We start from the raw sequence: 26,116 nt of genomic DNA, 5'->3' as shown, positions 1-26,116 counted from the left end.
TTGCTATGATCCACGCCCTCCGTAATGCCTGACCAGAGTAGTCCCATGTCCGATCGTAGCGTTCGTCTGCAAGCCCTTCATCAAGCCCTCAAGGAACGTATCCTGATCCTCGACGGCGGTATGGGCACGATGATCCAGAGCTATAAACTGGAAGAGCAGGACTACCGTGGCAAACGCTTCGCCGACTGGCCAAGCGACGTCAAGGGTAACAATGACCTGCTGGTGATCACCCGGCCCGACGTGATCGGCGGCATCGAAAAAGCCTACTTGGATGCTGGCGCCGACATCCTCGAAACCAACACGTTCAACGCCACGCGCATTTCCATGGCCGATTACGGCATGGAAGAACTGGCCTATGAACTAAACGTAGAAGGCGCACGCCTGGCGCGCAAGATCGCCGACGCCAAGACCGCCGAAAACCCGGCCAAGCCGCGTTTCGTCGCCGGCGTGCTCGGCCCGACCAGCCGCACCTGCTCGCTGTCGCCAGACGTGAACAACCCCGGCTACCGCAACGTGACCTTCGATGAGCTGGTGGAAAACTACACCGAAGCCACCAAAGGTTTGATCGAGGGCGGCGCGGACCTGATCCTGATCGAGACCATCTTCGACACCCTCAACGCCAAGGCCGCGATCTTCGCCGTGCAAGGGGTGTTCGAAGCGCTGAACATCGAACTGCCGATCATGATCTCCGGCACCATCACCGACGCCTCCGGCCGCACGTTGTCGGGCCAGACCACCGAAGCGTTCTGGAACTCCGTGGCCCACGCCAAGCCGATTTCCGTGGGCCTCAACTGCGCCCTGGGCGCCAGCGAGCTGCGGCCGTACCTGGAAGAGTTGTCGAACAAGGCCAACACCCACGTTTCTGCGCACCCGAACGCCGGCCTGCCCAACGAATTCGGTGAATACGATGAGCTGCCGTCACAAACCGCCAAGGTCATCGAAGAGTTTGCCCAGAGCGGCTTTCTCAACATTGTCGGCGGTTGCTGCGGTACCACGCCGGGCCACATCGAGGCCATCGCCAAGGCCGTGGCCGGTTACGCACCGCGCCAGATCCCGGATATCCCGAAGGCTTGCCGCCTGTCGGGCCTCGAACCCTTCACCATCGATCGCAGCTCGTTGTTCGTCAACGTCGGTGAGCGCACCAACATCACCGGCTCGGCCAAGTTCGCCCGCCTGATCCGCGAGGACAACTACACCGAAGCCCTGGAAGTCGCCTTGCAGCAGGTGGAAGCCGGCGCCCAGGTGATCGACATCAACATGGACGAGGGCATGCTCGATTCGAAGAAGGCCATGGTGACCTTCCTCAATCTGATTGCCGGCGAGCCTGATATCTCCCGCGTACCGATCATGATCGACTCCTCCAAGTGGGACGTGATCGAAGCTGGCCTGAAGTGCATCCAGGGCAAGGGCATCGTCAACTCCATCAGCATGAAGGAAGGCGTCGAGCAGTTCATCCACCACGCCAAGCTGTGCAAGCGCTACGGCGCTGCGGTGGTGGTAATGGCGTTCGACGAAGCCGGCCAGGCCGACACCGAGGCGCGCAAGAAAGAAATCTGCAAACGCTCCTACGACATCCTGGTCAACGAAGTAGGCTTCCCACCGGAAGACATCATCTTCGACCCGAACATCTTCGCGGTCGCCACCGGTATCGAGGAGCACAACAACTACGCCGTCGACTTCATCAATGCCTGCGCCTATATCCGTGACGAACTGCCGTATGCGCTGACCTCCGGCGGCGTGTCCAACGTGTCGTTCTCGTTCCGGGGCAACAACCCGGTGCGCGAGGCGATCCACTCGGTGTTCCTGCTGTATGCGATCCGCAACGGCTTGACCATGGGTATCGTCAACGCTGGCCAGTTGGAGATCTACGACCAGATCCCGACCGAGCTGCGCGACGCCGTGGAAGACGTGGTGCTCAACCGCACCCCGGAAGGCACCGATGCCCTCCTCGCCATTGCCGACAAGTACAAGGGTGACGGCAGCGTCAAGGAAGCCGAGACCGAGGAATGGCGTGGCTGGGACGTCAACAAGCGCCTTGAACACGCACTGGTCAAAGGCATCACCACCCACATCGTTGAAGACACCGAGGAATCGCGCCTGTCGTTCGCGCGCCCGATCGAAGTGATCGAAGGCCCGCTGATGTCCGGCATGAACATCGTCGGCGACTTGTTCGGCGCCGGCAAAATGTTCCTGCCCCAAGTGGTGAAATCCGCCCGAGTGATGAAACAGGCCGTGGCCCACTTGATCCCGTTCATCGAGCTGGAAAAAGGCGACAAACCGGAAGCCAAGGGCAAGATCCTGATGGCCACGGTGAAGGGCGACGTGCACGATATCGGCAAGAACATTGTCGGCGTGGTACTGGGTTGCAACGGCTATGACATCGTCGACTTGGGCGTAATGGTGCCGGCGGAGAAGATCCTGCAGGTGGCCAAGGAGCAGAAGTGCGACATCATCGGGTTGTCCGGCCTGATCACGCCGTCCCTCGACGAGATGGTGCATGTGGCCCGCGAGATGCAGCGCCAGGATTTCTACCTGCCGCTGATGATCGGTGGCGCCACCACGTCCAAGGCGCACACGGCGGTGAAGATCGAGCCCAAGTACAGCAATGATGCCGTGGTGTATGTCACCGACGCCTCGCGCGCGGTGGGTGTGGCCACGCAACTGCTGTCCAAGGAGCTCAAGGCCGGCTTTGTCGAGCGTACCCGCGAAGAGTACGTGGAAGTGCGTGAGCGCACCTCCAACCGTAGCGCGCGCACCGAGCGCCTGAGCTACCCGGCGGCCATCGCCAAGAAGCCGCAGTTCGACTGGAGCACCTACACCCCGGTGGTGCCGACCTTTACCGGCGCCAAGGTGCTGGACAATATCGACCTCAAGGTGCTGGCCAAATACATCGACTGGACGCCGTTCTTTATCTCCTGGGACCTGGCGGGCAAGTTCCCGCGCATCCTCGAAGACGAAGTGGTCGGTGAAGCCGCCACTGCGCTGTACGCCGATGCCCAGGAAATGCTCAAGAAGCTGATCGACGAAAAGCTCATCAGCGCCCGTGCCGTGTTCGGCTTCTGGCCGACCAACCAGGTGCAGGACGATGACCTGGAAGTCTACGGCGACGATGGCCAGCCGATTGCGCGGCTGCATCACCTGCGCCAGCAGATCATCAAGACCGACGGCAAGCCGAACTTCTCCCTGGCGGACTTCGTCGCACCCAAGGACAGCGGCGTAACCGACTACATCGGTGGCTTCATCACCACCGCCGGCATCGGCGCCGAAGAAGTCGCCAAGGCCTACCAGGACGCCGGCGACGACTACAACTCGATCATGGTCAAGGCCCTGGCCGACCGCCTGGCCGAGGCCTGCGCCGAGTGGCTGCACCAACAAGTGCGTAAAGAACACTGGGGCTACGCCAAGGACGAGCAACTGGACAACGAGGCGCTGATCAAGGAGCAGTACAGCGGCATCCGCCCTGCCCCAGGCTACCCGGCGTGCCCGGATCACACCGAGAAAGCCCAGTTGTTCCAACTGCTCGACCCCGAGGCCCGCGAAATGCACGCCGGTCGCAGTGGCGTGTTCCTCACCGAACACTACGCGATGTTCCCGGCAGCGGCGGTCAGCGGCTGGTACTTCGCCCACCCGCAGGCGCAGTATTTTGCCGTGGGCAAGGTCGACAAGGACCAGGTGACCAGCTACACCGCGCGCAAGGGCCAGGACCTCAGCGTGACCGAGCGGTGGCTGGCGCCGAACCTGGGGTATGACAACTGATCGGCTAACTACCCAGCGCGGCGATTTCCCGCGCTGACAGTTCATTCATCAATGCCTGCTGCTCGGCCTCGTTGGCCTTATCCAGGACGCCAATTTCCTAGAAGTACTCCGGGCTAAACCCGGGGTATTGATCTTCCAATGCCGAGGCCTTGTCTTGACGGATGTGTTGCCGCGTCGCGAAGTCGTCGGGATATTTCTCCTGCAAGTACTCTTTCCAGTACGGGCGCGCAGTCAGTTGCTCGCAGAATGCAGGTGTCTGCTCCAGTTCAAGAATCTTTTGATAGGCCACGTCCAGGTCCGTTGTTTTCACCCCAGACAGATGTTCATAAATCATGCCTTGGGGCTGCCTCGGCAGTTCCAGCCGCTGGGCTAAGCCGACGCGGTAGGCCAGGCGAATTTCCGCAGGGTCGATGTGGGGGTTGAGCCGAGTGCGTTCGAGGGCGATCGCTTCCAACTGAGCCAGACGGAATAACCCCCTGGACAGTTTCAGCAGGGCGCGGCACTTGTGAGTGGGGTCCACCTCGCGCAGGGCATTGAACTCATACACCTCGACCTCCAGCAATATACGGCCGTCCCCAGTAAACTGACTCAGCAACCCATTTAACTCTGTGGCTGTCAGTTTGGCGCTTGCCAGTTTCAGGCGACGTATTTGCGTAAACAGACTCCTGATGCGTTAAGAATAAGCTTCAGAAAACCACCCCCGATGCACTTCAAAGCGGTGCACTGTTGTCACGGGCTAAGCACCCAGGGCCCGTTGCGGTAGCGCCTTACCGCATTCACTGCAAAAAAATACGATTTCCTGTCGCAGACCGATTATCGATCTGCTGACCCGGCAGCCAAGCAATACCGGGATCTACAGGAAAAAGGATTTAGCCATGCCCACCGCCACCCTCCCCCCATCACCCGCTGCTTCCAGCCAGATACCCGCCCAGGCAATCCATAAGCGCTTCTCCTCCCGCCCCTCTTTGTTCTCGGTAGTATTCAATACCCTGCGCGACCGTATCATGGAGCGTTACCGGACTCTGGAACTGGACCTTCTCACGACCAGGCTGGCGAGCCCTACGCCCTCCGGCAGTTATACCTACCCACTGCTGATAAACATCGCTATCGCGCATGTCGTGAACCCGCAACTGCTGGATTTGCGCTCGCGCCGGGAGCTGCCCTTTTACCTTACGCAGCAAATACCCACGACCCTCGAGCCTTCTGCCCCCCCTCCAATTGATATGCAGGTCATTGCGCAAATCATCGACGAGTTGCCCGAATCGCTCTACCTCTATTTCCAGCAAGCCCTGGCCGACTATTGGAGCGCAATCGACAGCCATGGACAAAGCCGCTGGCAATGGCTGGGCGAGTATCTCAACGGCCAGATGACTGCCACAGCAGCAGGCCACTCAGGCCTGACCGACCTACAACGGGACATGCTGACCGTCACTGCCACCTGGCCAGAACTTCTGGAGCGTCTGCCGCGTTCCACGCCCATCACCTATGTCTATTGCATTGAAACCACGCTATCCAAAGATGGGAAAGAAGAATGCCTGCTCACGCCCGACCTGTTGCTGGTTCGCGACAAGCAGGTGCTGCTGTACAGCGTGGCCGGCGTCATCGAGCCGTTTGATTCGATTGACGCCTTTGGTGAAAGCTGGGGCAGTCGAATGCAGCGCCAGTTCCAGTGCGACAGCGTGACCTGGCGACGCAACGAGCCTGAAGACAATGTATTTGAACGCCAGGCCGGACTTATCCTCAATCAGCAACTGGAAGACCTGGCGGCGCTGTCATTCCAGGGTCAAAGTGAAGAGGCACTGACCCTCACTCTGGATACGCTCACGGATCCAGCCTTGCATTTCACCACTGTGCCTGTGCCGCCTGCCACGCAGCTGCAAACGATCAACGATCAGCTTCCCGAACACCTCGCGCAAGCGACTGCCGATGACCGCTTTGCCTACCTGCGCCACTTGCAGGATATGGCGCTAGTGGTGAAACAGAAGCAGGGCCGTTCGTTCAACGAGGGTATTGAGACTATCCACGGCTTCAGTCGCGACGCACTGCGCAAACAAATGCAGGCCGATCATGCTGATTTTGATCCCGACGATGTGATATTGGACTTTGCAGTGGCCGCAGGCTACCCAGGCGGTTCTGGCTTTATCGAGCATGTACAGATGTCACTGACGGAGCTGGCCGTGAAGAATCTCGCCGGTAAGCCCAAAGGAACGCTTACGCTCTCTGCGAAAGGCACCAAGGCTCTGCCGGACTGGCTCAACGAGACCTACTTGCTGGGTAGCGCCGGCCTGATCCAGCGCGTCGACATCGGCACCCACTATCCACAGAAGATCAAGGAGATGTTGCTGTCTGACACCGCCGAAGCACGCCGCCGGGAGCGGTTGTTTACCCGCGAGCTCAAGGTCAAGCTGCCGATACAGGCATTGGAGTATGCGATCAGGCAGCAATACGGCGTGACCACCACCGGCTATCGGTATGTAAAAGCATTGATGGGCTATACACCCGCCGACAGAGTCGTCGACGGTCAGGAGATCGTCCTGCGCCCCCTGGGCCTGTGCCGAAAAGCCGGTGCCCCACCCGATATCGTTAACAATTTCTTCGTGATCGAGCCCCGCGACAGTCATCAAGGACCGCACCTGCTGTATCGCCCGTTATACGACGAAGCCCTTCATCAATACTCGACGCGTCAGGCCTTGCTGGACGCACTCGCCAGCCCAGGCGCCTTGCAAACCAGCGTACTGACCTGGCTGAGCGACAAAGCGCGTGCGGTCTACGACCACGGCGGGATCAAGGAGCCGCACATCATCAGATTCCTGCCCGGCGATGAGTTCGTTACCCGCGAAAAGCCTGCCCCCGCGACGCTGTCCATCGATGAAGGGGCGCAAGAATGGTTACAGTCGCAAGTCAACGGTAAGTTGCTCAACCATTTGTTCGGCAGTACCGCCCGCGCCCTGGTTGACGTGGCGGATAGAGCGTCTGTGTCCAACAGCGAAAGCCGCTGGGCCGTCATGATGGAGGGGGCCTGGCTGTTGTTTAACACCCTGCTGTTACCGCTGGCGCGGGGGGCCTTAATGTTGGCGGGTTGGTTCCTGGTACTGGTCAGCAGCCTGCAAGAGGACTTGGAGGGCCTTGACAGTGATGAACCCACCCGCCGCGAGTTGGCACTGATCGACCTGCTACTTAATATCGCAATGGTGCTGATGCATGGCACCACCCCCTCTGAAAGAGCCGCAAAACCTTTGCCGAAGCTGGAGGAACACGATCACCTTCTGCACCTTAAGCCGTTGCGCCGTATTGCAGGCATGCCCGCTCAACCGGGAGTCGCTCAGGTTCGACAGGGCACCGTGGCGTTGCCGGGAGAGCCTCCAGCGAGAGGCCATACCGCATTGGAATTCACCCGCTCGATTGCCAGCCCCAAGGCGGGCGCCAACTTGCTGAAAGCTTTGCTCGCCGTGCATGTGCCGTGGCCATCGTCCTTGCCGCCGCCAGAAACGAGTGGCCGCCTCAAGGGGCTATACCGTATCGGCGATGCCTGGCACGCCAGTGTCGGCGGCCTGCTGTTCCAAGTCAGCGTGGTGCCGGGTTTCGGCGATGTTTACCTGGTTGACCCACAGCGTACACACCATCCGGGCTTCAAACTGACCCGCGACGACCTGGGAAAATGGCGGCTGGACCGTCAGGCACGGTTGGAGGGTGGCATGCCTAGAGGGCGAATAACGGAATGGAAGACAAAACGCCAAGAAAATCTGGATCAACTGCGTTCGGAATTGCAAACCTTTAGTCTAGATGCGGCACAAAAGTATGCCACTACCCAACAGCTTTATGATGCAGCGCGCACTGCCGGGGCTCAAATGAAAACCAGCATGCGCTTAGTGCGAGAGGATTTGGAAAGGTACAAGAATCCCCAACTACTTCCCGAACTGATTCCCAGAATCAGAGAACGCCATCTACAAAGGCAACAGGACATGAGACTTGCCCAACGCCACTGGGCAGTCACAGTCGATATCTATAAGGAAAAGGCGGCTTTATTTGCAATGGAGTGCACGCAGGTTTCAGTAAAGGCCAGCAGACTAATAGACATGGACAGGACGGCCGTGGACTATAAAGACATACAAGATCGGATGATTGAGTATAATTTCCAGTTTAACGTGTCATCTTATGACTTCGATAATGACTACATCAATCTCACCTTAAGCAGCCCGATGGGGGAAAGCTATCCTGAATACTTACTCCGCATCGATAGCGAACTGCTCAAAAGGGATACAGATAGCTACGATGATTTAATCGAAAGCGCGACGCTACGATTGGAGTGTTTCGAGGGCATGTTACTAAGCGCAGAAATAATCGAATACACGCTGGAGGACTCAGGGCCGCTGCGTGAGAGATTTGAGAGTTATTTGCCAACGTCGTATGACATGTCCAAAGCGCGCGTAATATTTTACCAATTTTTAACGCTGAATGAGTTGATCATCAATCGTGCGATTGAAACGGACATTCCCGCGGAGCGACACTTTGGCAGCGAACTTATGGACCGCAATGCCGCCGTCAAAATCCTCACTTATTATAAGGAAGTCAATTCGGTCAGCGGCTATTCACCGTCCGATCAAATTGCCATGCTCGGCAATTTGCTTCACATGCTTGAGCGAATGGAAAATGCAGTTAACTCGTTAGCTGAAATGAAATCCCGGTTGCTGCGCGAGCAGTATCGAGCGCCGCTTCTGGATCTCTTCAGCGAAATGCGTTCGAACGCAGAAAAACAGTTAGCCGATTTGATCCGGGCCGAAGAAGCAATCGCCCCCTTGCCAGAGCCCAAAAAAGCCAAACGCCCCAAAAACGCCAACCGCAGAGTAATCAAAACCCGCGACAATCAACACCTGATTGGTGAGTTACGCCCCAGTCAGCCTGACGCACCCGGCAATTTTGTCGATATCAAAGACCCTATCACCGACCAACCCATTGCCACCTACCACGAACACGCCAGTGAAGGGGTATGGGTCAAGGTTGTCACGGCCGCGCCGGTCGAACCGCCCAAACCAAAGGTCACACGTTCGTTGAAAAAGATAACAGGCGATGCACGCACCCTGATCGCTCAAAAAGCGGGGATTGAGCACACGATACGCGCCCAACAGAAAAAGCTGGAAACCCCCTCGGAACGCGAAGACGTAACCCCATTGGACTGGGACGACATGCTGACCCAGCACGCGAACAAGATGGACGCATTGGCCGATGAAATTCAACGCGAACACAGCACCGCCTCAAAGGCCACTGAACTGATCAACGATTACCGTGCCGAGTCGAATGCCTTAAAAACGTTGGCCGTTGAGGCGCGCAGTAAAGGCTACCTGAAGCAGCGTCCTCAAGCGTTCAAAGTTGACTACCTGTGGAAAAACAAGTGCGTCGATATAAACTTGTCTAAACGTCGCGTCCCACTGAAGGCAGGCGACTTCCTCGACGAATATACCGTGCGCGATAAAAGTAAAATTGCGCAAGGCAAACCGTACGAGGAAACCATTTTGTGGTACGCCCACTTCCATTACCCCTCCGTCGACACCCCCGTCCAGCAAAGTACCTTCGGCCATTTGAAGACCGTAGAGGATCGGCCCTACACACTCAAAGAATTGATCGAACGGGCGCGAGCGAATAACCGTGAAGTGATTCACCTGGAAAGAGCCGTGATCAAAGCGCCGCTGGATAACGATTTGTTTTTCAAGCTGGCGCAATTATAGAGGCTAAGTTGGGGCGCGCTTCGTGGGTGAACGATGAGGTGCTGGATGACAGATTGTCTATGCTCTGTAGCATGATCTTGCTGACGAGGGCTGTATGGACGATCCAATCGACAACAAACCGCCGAGCTTCTGGCAGATGCTCCACAGCGTCATGGCCGCCGCGTTTGGCGTGCAAAGCGGCAAGAACCGCGCGCGGGATTTCACCCACGGCAAGCCCAGCCACTTTGTGATCCTGGGAATTTTGTTTACGGTGGTGTTTGCGCTGACGCTGTTTGGCATCGTGCAACTGGTATTGCACTTGGCCGGCGTGTGAACCCAACCTGACTGTAGGCGCTGGCAAGCCAGCGCCTACAGGGGTCCGTCTCTATGACTACTGGTGGCTGACCCAGAACACGGCAGTCCCAACCACCAGGATTATCAAGAACAGAATGGCCCAGGCGTCCACGGTACTGTCGGGTTTACGGGCTTTTGTCGAATTGCTCATCGCATCGCCTCTTGTCGGTTTTATAGGTGATAACGTTCAGACACGATCACAGTAAAGTCGACGATTGCCCGCATGACAAATGTGGGTATCGCGATAACCGTTCTCATTAGTCAATTTGGTTATTTGCATATACTCAAACATCACTTTTGCGCATAAACGCAAACTGGTATCGTGCGCCGGCTCCGTTGGGAGTGCGCGGCCGTGCGCGCAGATTTGCCGAGAACAGGACCTATATGTACGTATACGACGAATACGATCAGCGCATCATCGAGGACCGCGTCAAGCAGTTCCGTGATCAGACCCGACGCTACCTAGCAGGTGAACTGAGCGAAGAAGAGTTCCGCCCTCTGCGCCTGCAAAATGGCCTTTATGTTCAGCGCTTTGCGCCGATGCTGCGGGTGGCCGTGCCCTATGGCCAACTGACTTCGCGCCAGATGCGCATGATGGCCAAGATTGCCCGCGACTTCGACAAAGGCTATGCCCACATCAGTACCCGCCAGAACATACAGTTCAACTGGCCGGCGCTGGAAGATGTGCCGGACATCCTGGCTGAACTGGCCACCGTGCAGATGCACGCCATTCAGACCAGCGGCAACTGCCTGCGCAACGTGACCACCGACCAATTCGCCGGTGTTGCCGCCGACGAGCTGATCGACCCACGCCCCTGGTGCGAAATCATCCGTCAGTGGACCACCTTCCACCCTGAGTTCGCCTACTTGCCGCGCAAGTTCAAGATCGCCGTCAATGGCTCGACCTCGGACCGCGCCGCCATCGAAGTGCACGATATCGGCCTGGAGCCGGTGCACAACGCCGCCGGCGAGCTGGGCTTTCGCGTACTGGTAGGTGGCGGCCTCGGCCGTACGCCGGTGGTCGGTGCCTTTATCAATGAGTTCCTGCCGTGGCAGGACCTGTTGAGCTACCTCGACGCCATCCTTCGGGTCTACAACCGCTATGGCCGTCGTGACAACAAATACAAGGCCCGGATCAAGATCCTGGTCAAAGCGCTGACCCCTGAGGTGTTTGCCCAGAAGGTCGACGCCGAGATGGAACACCTGCGCGGCGGCCAGACCACCCTGACCGAAGCCGAAGTGCACCGCGTCGCCAAGCACTTCGTCGACCCTGAGTACAAGGCCCTGGGCAATCAGGACACCGAGTTGGCAGCGCTGGACAAGGAGCACCCGGGTTTCGCTCGCTGGCGTGGCCGCAACACCCTGGCGCACAAGAAGCCGGGTTATGTCGCGGTGACCCTGTCGCTGAAACCTACCGGTGTTGCACCGGGCGATATCACCGACAAGCAGCTGGACGCCGTCGCCGACCTGGCCGACCGCTATAGCTTCGGTCAACTGCGCACTTCCCACGAGCAGAACATCATTCTCGCGGACGTTGAGCAGAGCCAACTGTTCACCCTGTGGGGCGAGTTGCGCGAAGGCGGATTCGCCACGCCAAACATCGGCCTGCTGACCGACATCATCTGCTGCCCGGGCGGCGATTTCTGCTCCCTGGCCAACGCCAAGTCGATCCCGATCGCCGAATCGATCCAGCGCCGTTTCGACGACCTGGATTACCTGTTCGACATCGGCGAGCTGGACCTGAACATTTCCGGTTGCATGAACGCCTGTGGTCACCACCACGTCGGCCACATCGGCATCCTGGGCGTGGACAAGAAAGGCGAAGAATTCTACCAAGTGTCCCTGGGTGGCAGCGCCAGCCGCGATGCGAGCCTGGGCAAGATCCTTGGCCCGTCCTTTGCCCAGGAAGCCATGCCCGAGGTGATCGGCAAGCTGATCGATGTGTACATCGAACAGCGCACCGAAGATGAGCGTTTCATCGACACCTACCAGCGCATCGGCATCGACCTGTTCAAGGAGCGCGTCTATGCAGCGAATCATTAAGAACAACGAAGTCCTCGATGAAACCTGGCACCTGCTGCCCAAGGACGCGAGCTTCGACGGTATCTCCAACTGCGACGACCTGATCGTGCCGTTGGCCCTGTGGCGCGAACACGGCCACGCCCTCAAGGCCCGCGACGGCGGCCTGGGCGTGTGGCTGGACGCCGATGAAGAAGCCGAAGAGATCGGTGACGACGTGGAACACTTCCAGGTCATCGCCCTGAACTTCCCGGCCTTCACCGACGGCCGCAACTACTCCAACGCACGCCTACTACGTGACCGTTACGGTTACAAAGGCGAGCTGCGCGCGATTGGTGACGTGCTGCGCGACCAGTTGTTCTACTTGCGCCGCTGCGGCTTCGATGCCTTCGCCCTGCGCGCCGACAAAGACCCGTACGAAGCGCTGGAAAGCCTCAAGGACTTCTCGGTGACGTACCAGGCCGCCACGGATGAACCACTGCCGCTGTTCCGTCGTCGCTGAGTATTGCCGTATGAAAAAGCCCTGGCATGCCAGGGCTTTTTTACGGCTCGAGTTTGATCGACGCCAGCACCTGCTTTTGCCCCATGCTGCAGGGCACACCTTCCGGCTGCGCCCGTACCGCTTCGATCACTCCCAGCAATTGCGCCTTGCTGTGGGCCAACTGCGCTTGCATCTCTTCGATCTGCGCGACCTTGCGCTCCAATGCCTCGATCAACTCTTCGCGTTTGTGCTCGCCCGGCGCCGGCATCAGTGCCTTGAGTTCCTGCAAGGTAAAGCCTGCCTGTTGCGCGCTCTGGATCAGTTGCAGGGTTTGCAGAGCCTGCGGCGCATATCGTCGGTAACCATTGGCCTGGCGCCCCACCTGGCTGATCAGCCCCTCGGCCTCATAAAAGCGGATCCGCGAAGCCGCTAATCCACTCTGCTTTGCCAGCTCACCAATATTCATCACCGCCCCTGCTTGACATTAAAGTTAACTTTAAGCTTAGCCTGAGGCCTCCCCCGCTCAGGAGTCAACCCATGTCACCCTTTGAAGCCCTGCCATTGCCCAATGGTCAAGTCCTCTCCAACCGCATCGCCAAGGCCGCGATGGAAGAAAATATGGCCGATGGGAATCAGGCGCCGTCGCGCGAATTGAAGCAGTTGTACAAGGCCTGGGCGCAGGGCGAGCCCGGCTTGTTGATCACCGGCAACGTGATGGTCGACCGCCGCGCCATGACCGGCCCCGGCGGCGTGGCGCTTGAGGATGAGCAGCACCTGGCGAGCTTTCGCGAGTGGGCCGACGTGGCGCGCGACAACGGCGTGCACTTCTGGGTACAACTCAGCCACCCAGGTCGCCAGACGCCGGCCAACCTGCGCCAGCAGGCCATTGCACCGTCCGCCGTGGCGCTCGACCTGGGCGGTTTTTCGAAGATGTTTGCCACGCCCAAGGCCATGACCGAAGACGACATCCAGGACGTGATCCAGCGCTTCGCCACCAGCGCACGCCTGGCCGAGCAAGCCGGGTTTACCGGCGTGCAGATCCACGGTGCCCATGGCTACTTGCTCAGCCAGTTCCTTTCACCGCTGAGCAATCAGCGCACCGACCGCTGGGGCGGTTCCCTGGAGAACCGCGCGCGGATGTTGCTGGAAGTGATTCGTGCAGTGCGCGCTAACGTCAGCCCGTCGTTTTGTGTCGCCGTCAAACTAAACTCTGCCGACTTCCAACGGGGCGGCTTTGCAGAAGCCGACGCACTCGCCGTGGTCGAAATGCTCAACCCGTTGCCCATCGACCTGCTGGAGTTATCCGGTGGCAGTTACGAAGCGCCGGCCATGCAAGGTGAAGCACGTGACGGTCGCACCCTGGCACGTGAGGCGTACTTCCTGGAGTTCGCCAGCCAACTGGCGACCATCGCCAAGATGCCGGTGATGGTCACCGGCGGCATTCGCCGCCTGCCCATCGTGCAACAGGTGCTGGACAGCGGCGTCGCCATGGCCGGGATCGCCACGGCCCTGACCCTGGAGCCGCAACTGATCCAGCACTGGCGCGAAGGCCGCGACCCCAACCCGCAACTCAAGCCCATCGACTGGAAGCGCAAACCCCTGGCCTCCCTCGCCATCCTCGCGGTGGTGCGCTACCAGATGCGCCGCCTCAGCCGCGGCCATTTGCCCAAAGCCAATGTTGCGCCGTGCATGGCGTTGGTGCGTGACCAATGGTTTCTGGCGCGGCGTACCCGGCAGTACCGGGCAGCCATGACGCAATCTTCACATTAAAGGATGAACATCCGCCGTGATCGAACTGTCCCCTATTGATCAGCAGTTTTTAACCTCACTGACGATTGGAGTTCTTCATGGCGAAAATCAACCTGGCCCAACAATTGGCGACCACCCTTGAACAGGCGGGCATCAAGCGCATCTGGGGCCTGACCGGTGACAGCCTCAATGGCCTCACCGACGCCCTGCGCACCATGGACAGCATCGAGTGGATGCATGTGCGTCACGAAGAAGTGGCGGCATTCGCTGCGGGTGCCGAGGCGGCCGCCACGGGTGAGTTGACTGTGTGCGCCGGCAGTTGCGGGCCAGGCAACCTGCACTTGATCAATGGCCTGTTCGACTGCCATCGCAACCATGTGCCGGTGCTGGCGATTGCCGCGCAGATCCCGTCTTCGGAGATCGGCCTCAACTACTTCCAGGAAACCCATCCACAGGAACTGTTCAAGGAGTGCAGCCACTTTATCGAGCTGGTGACCAACCCCGAGCAGATGCCTCATGTGCTGCACCGCGCCATGCGCTCGGCGATCCTCAATCGTGGTGTGGCGGTGGTGGTGATTCCGGGCGACGTGTCGCTGCTGGAAGTCGAGGACAAGCTCAAGCCCTGGCCAGCCCTGCACGCACCGCGCACGCTGCCCGCCGACCCGGACCTGCAACGCCTCACCGAGATCCTTGAAAGCAGTCAGAAAGTCACCCTGCTGTGCGGCAGCGGTTGCGCCGGCGCCCATGATCAAGTGGTGGCCCTGGCCGACACCCTCGGCGCTCCCGTGGTCCACGCCCTGCGCGGCAAAGAACATGTGGAGTGGGACAATCCGTTCGACGTGGGCATGACCGGCCTGATCGGCTTCAGCTCCGGGTACCACGCCATGCTCGACTGCGACACGTTGATCATGCTCGGCACAGACTTTCCCTACCGCCAGTTTTACCCCACCGACGCCAAGATCATCCAGGTTGACCGCAACCCCCAGGCCCTGGGCCGTCGCGCCACGCTGGACCTGGGCATTGCCGCGGATGTCAGTGAAACCATCGGCGCCCTGTTGCCGCGCTTGACGCGCAAGACCGATCGCAGCTTTCTCGAAACCTCCTTGAAGCATTACGAAAAGGCCCGTCAAGGGCTGGACGACCTGGCTCAACCGTCGAAGGCCAATCGGCCGATCCACCCGCAATACGTCGCGCGCCTGCTCAGCGAGTTGGCGGATGACGATGCCATCTTCACCGCTGACGTGGGTTCGCCGACCGTGTGGGCGGCGCGCTATTTGAAGATGAATGGCAAGCGCCGCCTGATCGGTTCGTTCAACCACGGTTCGATGGCCAACGCCATGCCCCAAGCGATTGGTGCGCAGGCGGCTTTCCCGGATCGCCAGGTGATCTCGATGTCCGGTGACGGCGGCTTTGCCATGTTGATGGGGGATTTCATCTCACTGGCGCAGCTGAATCTGCCGGTGAAAGTCATCGTGTTCGATAACTCGTCGCTGGGTTTTGTCGCCATGGAAATGAAAGCCGCAGGTTACCTGGATGCTGGCACCGAGCTGAAAAACCCGGACTTCGCCGCCATGTCCAACGCCATGGGTATCCTCGGCATCCGCGTGGAGCAATCCGAAGACCTGGAACCGGCCCTGCGCCGCGCCCTGGCCCATGACGGCCCGGTGCTGGTAGACGTGGTCACCGCCACCCAGGAACTGGTGATGCCGCCGACCATCAAGCTGGAGCAGGCCAAGGGGTTCAGCCTGTACATGCTCAAGGCGGTGATGAGCGGCCGTGGCGATGAAGTGATCGAACTGGCGCGCACCAACTGGTTGCGCTGACCCCAATGTGGGAGCGGGCTTGCTCGCGAATGCAAGCTGTCAGTTGATAAATACATCGACTGACGCTCCGCTTTCGCGAGCAAGCCCGCTCCCACAATTTGATCTCGTTGCAAATCAAGCGTGCTGTTTTCCCACCCATTTACCGTAGGCATCAATGAACGCCTGCAGAAACGGCTTGGTCTTTTCCGACACGTTGCCGGCGTCGTCAAACACGTTGCCCGCGCCCCCCAGGTAAGCTTCTGGCTGCTGCATACACCACACATCAAGGAACACCAGCGACTGGCGCAGGTGATGGTTGGCGCCAAACCCACCAATCGCACCCGGCGACACGCTGATGATCGCGCCTGGCTTGCCGCTCCAGGCGCTCTTGCCGTAGGGACGTGACCCGACGTCGATGGCGTTCTTCAGCGGCGCCGGGACAGAGCGGTTGTATTCCGGGGTCACGAACAACACCGCGTCGGATGAGCTCACGTGTTGACGGAAAGTACTGTAGGCTGCCGGCGGTGTCGCACCGTCAATGTCTTCGTTGTAGAGCGGCAAGTCGCCAATTTCCACAATGCTCAACTTCAGGTTGGCAGGGGCCAATTCGGCCAATGCCAGCGCGACCTTGCGGTTGATCGAGTCTTTTCTCAAGCTGCCAACCAGGACGGCTACGGTGTAGACCTTGCTCATTGGGGTTTCCCGACGTCTGACTAAAGGAGCTTGTAGTTATAGAGTCTTCGCGGCGTGTTCACCAGCGGGTTTTGATAATCCCCAGGCTGTTTGCTTCGCAGCGTGATGCGTAGGAATCATCTGAAAAGATCAGCGAATAGTATTTTTATTCCGTAAGTAAACTACCCCGCTCCATGACGGTCTACAGAACCGCAAATCGAGTGTTTATCTCCAGAGGTTCTAAACAGATGGCAGCAGTACTAGTCGGACAGTTTCATGCCAGAGACGCAGAAGGACGCGTGTATTCGGTGCATGAGTTCCAGGAATCCAACCCGGCGCAAGGCGACCTGGCTGGCTCGGCACCTACCACCACCTACAAGCTGGCCATTGGCGATCGTGTAGAGAAACTGGAAGGCGACGAATTCAAGTTGATCCAATCGGGCACTATTCTTGTGCGCGAGTCGCAAACCACTCTCGCGTCATAAGATCCCGCCCTATCCACCTGCTCAGTCCTGGCCATTGATGGCGTTGACTGGGCTGGGGTGATCACGGCCGGCGAATCTCGGTGACTTCAATCACCGGCTCCCCTTCTGTCTTCTTCAGCGTCACCATCAACCGCCCCCGCTCGCCTTCGACGGCATACATCGAACGTTGGTAGCCCACGGTGTTATAGCCGGGATGCGCAACCACCTGCCTGACCAATTCAAGCCCTAGCACCGCGCCCACTTGTTCGACGACCTGTTCCTGGGAACGGATAAACGCTTCAAGTGCCAGGTTTTCCGGCGGGGTTTCGTTTTGCGTGTTGACGAGATAAGCAGCCACGCACCCCACGGTCACCAGGACCAGCAGTTGCTTGGCCGTTACCCCGAGGATCGAGGGAAGAGGCATATGAGACCAGACCTGTTTTTGTTGTTAACGCCGGTAGCCGGCTTTGGTCGTTGATGATCAGCGCAGCCATTCTATTGAATCCCCGGGCCGCTGCACATAGACTCCGGCGATGCGTTTACGTCATATCGAAGTGATTCAGGCCATCTTGCAGACCGGACACCCAGGCCTGGCCGCCGAGTGGTTGCAACTCCCTGTGGGCGATGTGGAGGCGGCGCTCAAGGAGGCCGAGGCGCAATTGGGTTTTATGTTGTTCGCCAGCGTGCGCGGGCGCCTGCAGGCCACCCGGGAAACCCTGGAGTTGCAGGCAGAAATCGCCCATGTGTACGAGGCACTGGAGCCGGTGCAACGCCTGGCCAGCCGTTTGAAAAACCATCATGCCCCGACCCTGCGCGCGCTCTGTACGCCGCCCCTGGCCAATCAACTGTTGCCGCAAAGCATCGCAGTGCTGCGCCGACGCTTCCAGGACACCCCCTGCAACCTGTCCAGCCAACCGACCCGCGAGATCGTCAGGAGCCTGCTGCTGCACGAAGCCGATGTGGGATTGAGCCTGCATGACCCGGAACACCCGCAGATCCACAGCCGTGTGCTGGCCCAGGGCAAACTGCAACTGCTGGCGCCCCATGGCTGGCTCAAGCCCAAGCAGAAGTACATTGCACTGCAGGACCTGGCGGGCCAATCGATGATCGGCCTGGAGGGCCAGGACCCGCTCAGCCGCCTGCTGGACGCCAAGCTGCAAGCCTTGCGCCCACTGCCGGTGGTGCAAACGCGCGTGCAGACCTATCAGATGATGCGCAGCATGGTAGAGGCGGGAGAAGGCCTGGCGGTGGTCGACCCGTTCACCGCGTTTGGCGCGCGCGAGGCCGGGCTGGATGCGTGCCCGGTGTCGCCGCCGATCATGGTCAGCCTGTATGCGCTGACCCTCAAGGACGGCGCGACCTCCCCGGCGTTGAATGCGTTGCTGGAGATCGTGACGCAAAAGGCTGAAGGGCTGTTGGCCAGCGACTCAAGACCGTTGTAGGCCCTGCGTTATCGTGGACGACTGTCGCCGGCAAGCCGGCGCCTGCAGGTTACCCGTCAGGTCGCATCGACTTCCGTCTTGAACATCCGATACCAGAAAATCGCCACTTCGCGGGTCTGCGGATCGATGCCGCGATAGCGCAGGTGGTCGATGCCGCCCATCACGTAGCCGCAACGCTCGTACAAGCGACAGGCGCCGAGGTTGTTGTTCTGGGTTTCGAGCATCATGCCGGGCAGGTTTTTCTTGCGGCTCCAGAACTGCGCCACATCCAGCAACGCCTTGGCCACCCCGTGACGCCGGGCGGGCAAGGCGACGGCCAATTCATCGACATGGGCAAAACCGTTCCAATTGGTGCTGACCACGATATGCCCCACCGGGCGGTCGTCCAGGTAAGCCATGAAGATCGCGCTGTCGGGTGCGTCGCGAAAACTGGCGAACTCCTCCGGGTCAATGCCATAGCACTTGCGGTACGGCAGGATGCGCTCCACAGGCCATTGGTCGACCCGCTTGCCCATCTGCGGCTCACCGTAGGCACTGACCTCAAAGCTGAAGTCATTACCCCACACGTAGGCATCAAAGCCTTCGTCGGCGACCCGTACACTGAGCCCCGGGTACTTCGGGTTCATTACAGCTTGCATAAACATCCTTAACCCTTGATGCAATCGACAGTGTAACAACGACCACTGCCGTCATCTTCGTGTTGCAACCCATGAACATCGGCGACAAAACCGGGAAAACTGCTATCGAAGGTCCTGGCGAAGGCCAGGTAATCGATGATCGAGCGTGTCGACTCGGTAAAGCGTTCGCCCGGCATGATCAGTGGAATGCCCGGCGGATAAGGCACCAGCATCACGGCTGCGATGCGCCCTGGCAAGGCGTCGATGGAGACCGCCTCCACTTCACCCCTGACCAACTGATCGTAGGCGTCGGCGGGTTTCATCGCGATTTCCGGCAAAACGGTGTACATCCGTTTGAGGTGCTTGGCGGTGGCGTTGCTACGGTAACAGCTATGCAATTGATCGCACAGGTCGCGCAGGCCCAGGCCTTGATAGCGCGTCGGGCCCTGGGCAAACACCGATGGCAGGCAACTGGCCAGGCTGACATTGGCGTCGTAGCTGCGCTTGAACTCCAGCAACTCCGTGAGCAAGGTACTCCATTTACCTTTGGTAATGCCCATGGAGAACAGTACGAGGAAGGAGTACAGCCCAGTCTTTTCCACCACCAGGCCACGCTCCCAAAGGAACTTGCTGACCACCGCCGCCGGAATCCCGCAATCACTCAGGGCCCCGCCCGCGTTGAGACCGGGCATCACCAGTGTCACCTTGATCGGGTCCAGCAGCACGTAGTCCTCGGCGACATCACCAAAGCCATGCCAGTCGTCCTGCGGGTGCAACAGCCAATCGGCGGTGACAACCCGGTCGATACCCGCCACCGACGGCGGCTGCCAGATGGAAAACCACCAATCCTCGGCGGCGATGTGCTGGCGCAGGTTGGCCAGGGCACGGCGGAAGCTCAGGGCCTCGTCGAACATTTCCTGCAACAGCGAGCGCCCGGCCGGGCCTTCCATCATCGCCGAGGCCACATCCAGCGAGGCAATGATGCTGTATTGCGGCGACGTCGAAATATGCATCATGAACGCTTCGTTGAAGCGGTCACGGTCCAGTTGGCGCGCGCCGCCGTCCTGCACATGGATCATCGAGGCCTGGCTGAACGCCGCCAACAGCTTGTGGGTAGAGTGGGTGGTGAACACCAGCGGGCTGTCCGGCGTGCGCGAAGTGCCCATGCCATAGCGGCCGGCGAAGAACTCATGAAACGCCGCGTAGGCGTACCAGGCTTCGTCAAAGTGCAGGACCTCAACGCTATTGCCCAACTGCTGCTTGATCAACTCGGCGTTGTAGCACAGGCCGTCATAGGTGGAGTTGGTGACCACCGCCATCTTCACCTTGGGCGGACGACCACGGGTCAGCGGGCTGGCGTCGATCTTGGCGCGGATCGCGTCAGGGCTGAATTCGCTCAGGGGAATCGGGCCGATGATCCCCAGCTCGTTGCGTTCCGGGCACAGGTACAACGGAATGGCGCCAGTCATGATGATCGAGTGCAGCACCGACTTGTGACAGTTGCGGTCCACCAGCACCAGGTCATCGCGCCCGACCATGGAATGCCACACGATTTTGTTCGCGGTGGAGGTGCCATTGATGACGAAGAAAGTGTGGTCAGCGCCAAAGTTGCGCGCCGCGCGGGCCTCAGCTTCGGCCAGCGGCCCGGTGTGGTCGAGCAACGAACCCAGCTCGGGCACCGACACCGACAAGTCCGAACGCAGGGTGTTTTCACCGAAGAACTGATGGAACGCCTGCCCTACCGGGCTCTTGCGGTAGGCCACGCCGCCACCATGGCCGGGGGTGTGCCAGGAGTAATTCGAATCCGCGGTGTGCTGCACCAGCGCCTTGAAGAACGGCGGCAACAGGCCATCCAGGTAAGTACGGGCCGCGCGAGCGACTTGCCGGGCCAGAAACGGCACGGTGTCTTCGAACAGGTAAAGGATCCCGCGCAGTTGGTTGAGCTCGCTCATGGCGTCCGCCGGCGCATTCTCCAGGGTGACTTGCTCGCCCAGCGCGAAGATCGGCAAATTGGGCGCCCGCAGCCGCGCAAGCCGGATCAACTCGACCATATTCTGCAACAGATGGGTATTCTCGCCGGCGCCTTCGGCGGCGATCAGCATGCACGCCAGGCCGTGATGGGTAGAAGCCACCAGCCTGCCTTCGGCGTAGTCCACTGCGGAAAAGATACTGAAGCCCTCTTGCTCCAACTCTCGGGCGATGCCTCGGACCCGGTCACCGGCAACGGTGTCGGCCTTGATGTCGCGGTGCACTATAAGGACGGGGAACTTCAGGTCTTTATACATCAGCGCTTGTAGTCCTGAGGGCTATGCACTCAAGGGTAGAAGCTGGAAGCGGATGTGGCGAATGAAGATTTCGAACAGGCAACACACCCTCTGTAGGCGCCGGCTTGCCGGCGATGGCGGCCCCGAACCTATCGCAAGGTTCAAGGGCTTCATCGTCGGCAAGTCGGCTCCTACAGGGAGGATGGGTTATTGCTGGGTCAGTTGGGTCCACAGCGCCGGCGCACCCGCCGACTTGGCGATCGCTTCCAGCCGTGCCAGGTGCTCGGCCAGGTCCTGCTCACTGGCGCGAATAATCGGCGTGGGCTTGCGATCAGCCGGCAGGCGGCGGATTTCCGAAGGTCGGTTACCCGAGCCTTCCGCCGAGCCGCTGCCATCGCTGGCATTACCCGCCAGGGACAGGCTGGTCTGCCCGCCGGTCATGGTCAGGTAGACGTCGGCGAGAATCTCGGAGTCGAGCAAGGCGCCGTGGAGTTCACGGCCGGAGTTGTCGACGCCATAACGTTTGCACAAGGCATCCAGGCTGTTGCGCTGGCCCGGGTGACGCTCACGGGCCATCATCAAGGTGTCGAGGATCGAGCAGTGCTGGGAAATGTCTGCGCGATCGGTTTGCCCCATCAGGGCAAATTCGTTGTTGATGAAGCCGACGTCGAACGCCGCGTTATGGATGATCAACTGGGCGCCGTTGATGAATTCGAAGAACTCATCGGCGACTTCGGCAAAACGCGGCTTGCCCTTGAGGAATTCGTCAGTGATACCGTGGACGCCGATCGCGCCCTCGTCACTGTCGCGGTCCGGTTGCAGGTAGACGTGGAAGTGACGACCGGTGAGACGACGACCCATCAGTTCGACACAGCCGATTTCAATGATCCGGTGGCCGTCGGTCACCGGCATGCCGGTGGTTTCGGTATCGAGTACAACAGATCGGATGGCCATCAGGGTTCAGCTCTCAACGGTGTGGTGTGCGGTGTGGTGTAAATCAAGGCGCGCGATATTAACACGTGAGTCGCCATCAGCTCTGCTTGTAGCCGCGCACTTCGTCCACGCCTCGGTTGGCCAACTGGTCGGCGCGTTCGTTGCCGGGGTGGCCGATGTGGCCGCGTACCCATTTCCAGGTGATGTCGTGGCGATTGCATTGTTCATCGAGCAGTTGCCACAGGTCGGCATTTTTCACCGGCTCCTTGGCGGCGGTCTTCCAGCCGCGCTTCTTCCAGTTGACCATCCACTCGTTGATGCCCTTCATCACGTATTGCGAGTCGGTCACCAGCAGCACGTTGCAGCGGCGCTTGAGTTCTTCGAGGCCGCGAATGGCGCCCATCAGCTCCATGCGGTTGTTGGTGGTATTGGCTTCACCGCCCCACAACTCTTTCTCCACGCCTTTGCACACCAGCAACGCGCCCCAGCCGCCAGGGCCCGGATTGCCTTTGCAGGCACCATCGGTGAAGAGTTCTACGCTATCGGTCATCGGTCACTCGGTATTCATTCAAGAAGAGGGTCATGCATCGCTTTGCTTGCGGTTGACCTTGGCCATCGGCATGGGCACCAGCTTGCCCATCGGCTCGCGGCGCACCTGCTGCACCGGCCGCAGCCCAACCACGATCTTGCGTGCCACCAGCAGATAGAAGCCGCCACCGCCCAATTGCCAGGCACCTGCGCGGCGCTCCCAGCCGGCCAGGCGGCTTTGCCACTTGGTTGACGCAAGCGGCGGACGATAGCACCCGAAGCGGCGTTTCTCCAGCGCGAAGCCCAGCAGGTTCAGCCAGTCGCCCACCCGTTGCGGCGAGATACAGCGTGCTTGGCGCAGGCCGTCGTGGGCGAACACATGGCGCAGGCCCCAACTGCTCCAGGGGTTGATCCCCACAATCAGCAAATGCCCCCCTGGCCGTACACTGCTCGCGGCTTCGCGCAGCAAGCCGTGGGGCGACAGGCAGAAATCCAGGCCATGCTGCAACACCACCACGTCAGCGGCGTGTTCGCTGAGCGGCCAGGCCTGCTCCTCACAGACAATCTCCACCCCCGGCAACGGTGCCCCCAGGCGCACATTGCGCTGCACCTGCGGCGCGGACGGCGGCGTTTCGGCCGAAGGACCGTAATGCACCAGGTAGCCACCAAAGAAACGGCCCAACTCGTCTTCGAGCATGCGCCGTTCTTCGTCCAGCAGAAATTGCCCGATGGGACCGGACAGCCATTCGCGGGCTGCACCGATCAAGGCCAGCCACTCAGGATCGGCCTGGGCGAACGCTTTATCAGTCATTGCATTCTCCAACTCGCCTAGACGTTCTAAGATGCACCAATGTGTTCAGCTTGGCGAATCGAAGAATGATACAGATCAGTGCCCTGCCCGCCTTCACCGATAACTACATATGGTTGTTACAGGACCCAAGCACCCGACGCTGCGCCGTGGTCGACCCTGGCGACGCCGCCCCCGTGCTGGCCTGGCTCGAGCAGAACCCTGGCTGGAGCCTCAGCGACATCCTGATCACCCACCACCACCATGATCATGTCGGCGGCGTCGAACAACTCAAAGGCGCAACCGACGCCAAGGTGTATGGCCCGGCCAACGAGAAGATCCCGGCACGGGACGTGGCGCTCAACGACAACGACCGCATCACCGTGCTCGGCTGGGACTTTGACATCTATACAGTGCCCGGCCACACCCTGGGCCATATCGCCTTTTATCACCCGGGCGTGCTGTTGTGTGGCGATACCCTGTTCGCCGCCGGTTGCGGGCGCTTGTTCGAAGGCACGCCGGAACAGATGTACACCTCCCTTGAGCGTCTGGCCGCCCTGCCCGCCGACACGCGGGTGTACTGCACCCACGAATACACCCAAAGTAACCTCAAATTCGCCCAGGCGGTGGAACCGGACAATGCCGATATCGCCGAACGGGTGGAAACTGTCCGCCAACTTCGGGCCCGTGGCGAGATCACGCTGCCTTCCAATCTGGCCCTGGAAAAACGTACCAACCCTTTTTTGCGCACCGCTGAAACATCCGTTAAACAAAAAGCGGACGAACGGAATGGCCGCGACAACCGCTCTGGGGCCGAGGTGTTTGCTAGCTTGAGGGCTTGGAAAGATAAGTTCTAACGGGATGCAATCTGATACGTAATTTCTGAATGGTTGACCGGAACCAATCGGGTTTCTAGAATCGCCCGACATTTTTGCCCGGAACTTACTTCCAGCCAATGTCGTCATCTATTCGTAAATCCAACCATTCAGACGCATTGACCCGCCTGGCTCAAGCTGTGGCGGTGGCTGTGTCCGCCACACTGGCGGGCTGCCAATCAAACAATTTCACCGCACAATCCACCGTGCAACCCAAGCCTAACCTCAGCGCCAAGATCAAACAGAAACCCGTCATCTGGCTGTCGGAAAAGCCAACTCCCGAGGCCCCCCAGGACGTCTGGGAACGCATGCGACGTGGCTTTCAATTGCAGGACGGCGTAGGCGTCAACCCGCGCATCGAGCAACAGCGCCTGTGGTTCGCCAGCAACCCGTCCTTTCTGGAGAATGCCGGGGAACGCGGCAGTCTCTACATTCATTACATCGTCGAACGCCTTGAAGAACGCAACATGCCCCTGGAGCTGGCACTCCTGCCAGTGATTGAAAGTGCCTACAACCCGATGGCCTATTCGCGCAGCGATGCGGTCGGCTTGTGGCAATTCATTCCCTCTACCGGGCGCTACTTCAACCTGCGCCAGACCCGCGCCTACGATGGCCGCCGTGACATCACCGCCTCCACCACCGCCGCCCTCGACTACCTGACCCGCCTGCACGACATGTTCAACGGTGACTGGCTGCTGGCCCTGGCCGCCTACAACGCTGGCGAAGGCACGGTGAGCCGGGCAATCGAGCGCAACGAGAAGCTCGGCCTGCCGACCGACTACTGGAACCTGCCGCTGCCCCAGGAAACCAAGGACTACGTGCCCAAGTTCCTGGCGCTGTCCCAGGTGGTGCTGGCGCCCGAGGCCTATGGCGTCAACCTCAACCCGATTGCCAACACACCGTACTTCGAAGTGGTTGAAGTCAAGCAAAGCATGGACCTGTCCCGGGTTGCCGCGTTGGCCGAAATCGACGAAGACGAACTGTTCCAGCTCAACCCGGCCCTGAAGCAACGCACCACCCTGGACGGCCCTCAGCATTTGCTGGTGCCAAGCTCCAAGGCGCAATTGCTCACCAGCACCCTTTCGACGATGAAGCCGGAAGAATTGCTGGCGATGCGCCCTAAAAAGCAGGTGTTCGACGAAGTCGAGACCGCGCGCGTGGCCGGGCGTACCCGCAGCTACAAGGTGCGCAGTGGCGACAATCTCACGCTGATTGCCAAGGCCAACAAGGTCGATGTGCATGACCTGCAGCGCTGGAACAAGCTCAACGGCCAGGCCCTCAAGGTCGGCCAGACCCTGGTGATGCAGGACACGCGCAAGCTGGTGGCCAAGGCCGACAGCAAGAAGCCGGTGCAATACAAGGTCAAGAAAGGCGACTCGCTGTACATCGTCGCCAAGCGCTTCAACGTTGAGATGCAACATCTCAAGCGCTGGAACCCGCGTACTGGCCAGGCGCTCAAGCCGGGGCAGATGCTGGTGGTTTCCGGGCCACGCTGACTGACAAACAAAGCTTGTTTGTGTGAGCGGGCTATGTGGTGAGCGGGCTTGCCCCGCGCTGGGCTGCGCAGCAGCCCTAAAACCATGCAATGCATTTTGTCTGGAACAATGCGTATAGCCAACGGGGTTGCTGCGCAGCCCTGCGCGGGGCAAGCCCGCTCACCACAGCAAGCCC

General features: G+C 59.8%; 20 protein-coding genes. 11 read left to right on the top strand and 9 right to left on the bottom strand.

Annotated elements, in window-relative coordinates:
* Window positions 1-45 precede the first annotated feature (45 nt).
* A complete protein-coding gene (gene metH / locus KHP07_RS17605; RefSeq protein ID WP_214497626.1) occupies window positions 46-3,756 on the top strand; it encodes a methionine synthase in 3,711 nt (1,236 codons plus the stop codon).
* Window positions 3,757-3,853: 97 nt separating this feature from the next.
* On the opposite strand, the gene KHP07_RS17600 is transcribed toward metH, so the two are convergent.
* Window positions 3,854-4,303: an NEL-type E3 ubiquitin ligase domain-containing protein gene (locus tag KHP07_RS17600; protein WP_157806789.1), complete on the bottom strand. Its 450-nt coding sequence runs from the start codon at window positions 4,301-4,303 to the stop codon at window positions 3,854-3,856.
* 328 nt (window positions 4,304-4,631) lie between these two features.
* On the opposite strand from KHP07_RS17600, the gene KHP07_RS17595 reads away from it, so the two are divergent.
* The 4 genes from KHP07_RS17595 (at window position 4,632) to KHP07_RS17580 (ending at window position 12,333) form a co-directional block, all read left to right on the top strand.
* Window positions 4,632-9,479, top strand: coding sequence for a dermonecrotic toxin domain-containing protein (locus tag KHP07_RS17595; RefSeq protein ID WP_214497625.1), 4,848 nt, complete (start codon window positions 4,632-4,634; stop codon window positions 9,477-9,479).
* A 94-nt stretch (window positions 9,480-9,573) separates the two neighbouring features.
* Window positions 9,574-9,792, top strand: coding sequence for a DUF2970 domain-containing protein (locus tag KHP07_RS17590; protein ID WP_099493915.1), 219 nt, complete (start codon window positions 9,574-9,576; stop codon window positions 9,790-9,792).
* A gap of 404 nt (window positions 9,793-10,196) precedes the next feature.
* Window positions 10,197-11,855, top strand: coding sequence for a nitrite/sulfite reductase (locus KHP07_RS17585; protein ID WP_099493916.1), 1,659 nt, complete (start codon window positions 10,197-10,199; stop codon window positions 11,853-11,855).
* Window positions 11,839-12,333 carry a DUF934 domain-containing protein gene (locus KHP07_RS17580; RefSeq protein ID WP_048727764.1) on the top strand — a complete coding sequence of 165 codons (495 nt, stop codon included), beginning with the start codon at window positions 11,839-11,841 and terminating at the stop codon, window positions 12,331-12,333. The genes KHP07_RS17585 and KHP07_RS17580 overlap by 17 nt, the downstream gene beginning before the upstream one ends.
* 40 nt (window positions 12,334-12,373) lie before the next feature.
* On the opposite strand, the gene KHP07_RS17575 is transcribed toward KHP07_RS17580, so the two are convergent.
* Complete coding sequence (locus KHP07_RS17575; protein ID WP_078048095.1) at window positions 12,374-12,778, bottom strand: MerR family transcriptional regulator; 405 nt, start codon at window positions 12,776-12,778, stop codon at window positions 12,374-12,376.
* Window positions 12,779-12,849: 71 nt separating this feature from the next.
* Here KHP07_RS17575 and KHP07_RS17570 point away from each other — a divergent pair, with 71 nt between their 5' ends.
* Together KHP07_RS17570 and poxB are read left to right on the top strand one after the other, a co-directional pair.
* Window positions 12,850-14,082, top strand: a complete 1,233-nt coding sequence (locus KHP07_RS17570; protein ID WP_214497624.1) for an NADH:flavin oxidoreductase/NADH oxidase family protein — start codon at window positions 12,850-12,852, stop codon at window positions 14,080-14,082.
* Between the two features lie 77 nt (window positions 14,083-14,159).
* On the top strand, window positions 14,160-15,884 hold the full coding sequence (gene poxB / locus KHP07_RS17565) for a ubiquinone-dependent pyruvate dehydrogenase (protein WP_078048093.1): 1,725 nt from the start codon (window positions 14,160-14,162) through the stop codon (window positions 15,882-15,884).
* 114 nt (window positions 15,885-15,998) lie between these two features.
* Here the strand turns inward: poxB and KHP07_RS17560 are convergent, their stop codons facing one another.
* Window positions 15,999-16,556, bottom strand: coding sequence for an NADPH-dependent FMN reductase (locus KHP07_RS17560; RefSeq protein ID WP_214497623.1), 558 nt, complete (start codon window positions 16,554-16,556; stop codon window positions 15,999-16,001).
* Between the two features lie 227 nt (window positions 16,557-16,783).
* On the opposite strand from KHP07_RS17560, the gene KHP07_RS17555 reads away from it, so the two are divergent.
* Entirely contained in the window at window positions 16,784-17,020 is a 237-nt protein-coding gene (locus tag KHP07_RS17555) for a hypothetical protein (protein ID WP_016979714.1), read from the top strand.
* 61 nt (window positions 17,021-17,081) lie between these two features.
* Here KHP07_RS17555 and KHP07_RS17550 read toward each other — a convergent pair whose 3' ends face one another.
* Window positions 17,082-17,423, bottom strand: a complete 342-nt coding sequence (locus tag KHP07_RS17550) for a hypothetical protein (protein ID WP_078048091.1) — start codon at window positions 17,421-17,423, stop codon at window positions 17,082-17,084.
* Window positions 17,424-17,532: 109 nt separating this feature from the next.
* On the opposite strand from KHP07_RS17550, the gene KHP07_RS17545 reads away from it, so the two are divergent.
* Complete coding sequence (locus tag KHP07_RS17545; protein WP_078048090.1) at window positions 17,533-18,441, top strand: LysR substrate-binding domain-containing protein; 909 nt, start codon at window positions 17,533-17,535, stop codon at window positions 18,439-18,441.
* 56 nt (window positions 18,442-18,497) lie between these two features.
* Here the strand turns inward: KHP07_RS17545 and KHP07_RS17540 are convergent, their stop codons facing one another.
* The 5 genes from KHP07_RS17540 to KHP07_RS17520 all read right to left on the bottom strand — a co-directional run bounded on the left by KHP07_RS17540 (window position 18,498) and on the right by KHP07_RS17520 (window position 23,594).
* Complete coding sequence (locus tag KHP07_RS17540; RefSeq protein ID WP_099493921.1) at window positions 18,498-19,079, bottom strand: GNAT family N-acetyltransferase; 582 nt, start codon at window positions 19,077-19,079, stop codon at window positions 18,498-18,500.
* A gap of 8 nt (window positions 19,080-19,087) precedes the next feature.
* Window positions 19,088-21,343: an Orn/Lys/Arg family decarboxylase gene (locus KHP07_RS17535; RefSeq protein ID WP_078048088.1), complete on the bottom strand. Its 2,256-nt coding sequence runs from the start codon at window positions 21,341-21,343 to the stop codon at window positions 19,088-19,090.
* 186 nt (window positions 21,344-21,529) lie between these two features.
* On the bottom strand, window positions 21,530-22,270 hold the full coding sequence (dnaQ, locus tag KHP07_RS17530; RefSeq protein WP_177409512.1) for a DNA polymerase III subunit epsilon: 741 nt from the start codon (window positions 22,268-22,270) through the stop codon (window positions 21,530-21,532).
* 82 nt (window positions 22,271-22,352) lie between these two features.
* A complete protein-coding gene (gene rnhA, locus KHP07_RS17525; protein ID WP_003173571.1) occupies window positions 22,353-22,805 on the bottom strand; it encodes a ribonuclease HI in 453 nt (150 codons plus the stop codon).
* A 30-nt stretch (window positions 22,806-22,835) separates the two neighbouring features.
* Complete coding sequence (locus KHP07_RS17520) at window positions 22,836-23,594, bottom strand: class I SAM-dependent methyltransferase (protein ID WP_078048086.1); 759 nt, start codon at window positions 23,592-23,594, stop codon at window positions 22,836-22,838.
* A 65-nt stretch (window positions 23,595-23,659) separates the two neighbouring features.
* Here KHP07_RS17520 and gloB point away from each other — a divergent pair, with 65 nt between their 5' ends.
* Window positions 23,660-24,427, top strand: a complete 768-nt coding sequence (gene gloB, locus KHP07_RS17515; protein ID WP_214497622.1) for a hydroxyacylglutathione hydrolase — start codon at window positions 23,660-23,662, stop codon at window positions 24,425-24,427.
* A 98-nt stretch (window positions 24,428-24,525) separates the two neighbouring features.
* On the top strand, window positions 24,526-25,941 hold the full coding sequence (locus KHP07_RS17510) for a lytic transglycosylase domain-containing protein (protein WP_078048084.1): 1,416 nt from the start codon (window positions 24,526-24,528) through the stop codon (window positions 25,939-25,941).
* Window positions 25,942-26,116 lie beyond the last annotated feature (175 nt).

Origin of the sequence: Pseudomonas sp. VS40, from assembly GCF_018587885.1 — a bacterium.
Classification (GTDB): domain Bacteria; phylum Pseudomonadota; class Gammaproteobacteria; order Pseudomonadales; family Pseudomonadaceae; genus Aquipseudomonas; species Aquipseudomonas pergaminensis.
Note: the sequence above shows the minus strand (reverse complement) of the source record. Positions and strands in the feature narration are given on the sequence as shown.